General features: G+C 56.5%; 2 protein-coding genes. One reads left to right on the top strand and one right to left on the bottom strand.

All coding sequences use genetic code 11. The features are described 5' to 3' along the window. Positions 1-291 (top strand): hypothetical protein (locus A5706_RS26820; protein WP_231984910.1); only part of this gene is annotated, 291 nt, incomplete at its 5' end. A 254-nt stretch (positions 292-545) separates the two neighbouring features. On the opposite strand, the gene A5706_RS26815 is transcribed toward A5706_RS26820, so the two are convergent. Then, the coding region (locus tag A5706_RS26815) for a PE family protein (protein ID WP_082964676.1) at positions 546-1,106 on the bottom strand (561 nt) is incomplete at its 5' end.

The following is a 1,106-nucleotide window of genomic DNA, read 5'->3' as shown; positions in this document are numbered from 1 at the left end:
GCCAACATGGCGTCGTTGCTAAAGCCCTTGGGAGGGGTTGTGAACTTGATTGGCAGCGCCGTCGGGGCTGTCCGATACGAGTTAGGCAACATTGTTAGCGCAGCTTTCGACCAATTACTCAAGATATTGGGCGCAGCCTTTTACCAGTTTTGGATATTTATTCAAGGCTACCCGGCGTTATGGAGCATTTTCGTTACGGTCGGCACTTTTGTAATCATAGGCGCTTGGGTAGCACTAGTTTTACTTTTTATTGCAACAGGTACTCCCATTCCGATGTTCTTCCCGATCTAACAGACGCGCTCTGCGTTGCGGCCTGCCTCTTGGCCCTGGCCGGACATCGCCATCACCACCAGCGTCCACGTCCGGGACAACCGCGACGGCACCTTCAAAGCCGAGACACGCCTCGTCGTCGGCTAGACGCTGCCCGACCACGAACGTGAAAGGTTCGGCGAAGGAACGATGGAGAATCCAACCCTCGCGACCAACTCGTTGGGCGTCGATCCGACTGCGCGAACCTCACCGACCGCGCTGAGGGGGGCGTCATCTCAATACCCACGCCCGGCATTAAGCAAAACAAGCCACCATGGCCCGTATAAAGCAACACTTAAAAGAAACAGTAGCAAAAAGGGTACAATCGCTAGCAACATTAATAAAGATGTAATCATCGTTATCAATGTCTCTATTCCGGCTTGAATATTTGTTATCACATTCGCTATTAAATCGCTCATCGTGGACTGGGCGGTTGTGGCAGCAGCGGCAATCGGGGCCCCAATTGCTGTCAAGGGCTTGATCAGCGACGTGACGTTGGCGGCCTCCGCGCCGGCATACGCGCCGGCACTGGTGGTCAGGTGCTGCACAAATTGCTCCTGAAACGCCGCCGCCTTCCCGGCCAGCGCGTGATAGTCCTGGGCGTAACCGGAGAACAGATGCGCGATCCCCGCCGACACCTCATCGGCGGCAGCGGGGCGCACGAAAAGTGTCGAGGGCCCCGCTGTCATATGCGCAGCGTTGACCGTTGAACCAATACTCGCCAAGTCGGTTGCCGCCGCCTCTATCAGCTCCGGTGTCGCGATCACCGCAGACATCTTGATCCTCCCGCCCGGTCT

Origin of the sequence: Mycobacterium sp. E796 (assembly GCF_001672815.1) — a bacterium.
In the GTDB taxonomy this organism is placed as follows: domain Bacteria; phylum Actinomycetota; class Actinomycetes; order Mycobacteriales; family Mycobacteriaceae; genus Mycobacterium.
Note: the sequence above shows the minus strand (reverse complement) of the source record. Positions and strands in the feature narration are given on the sequence as shown.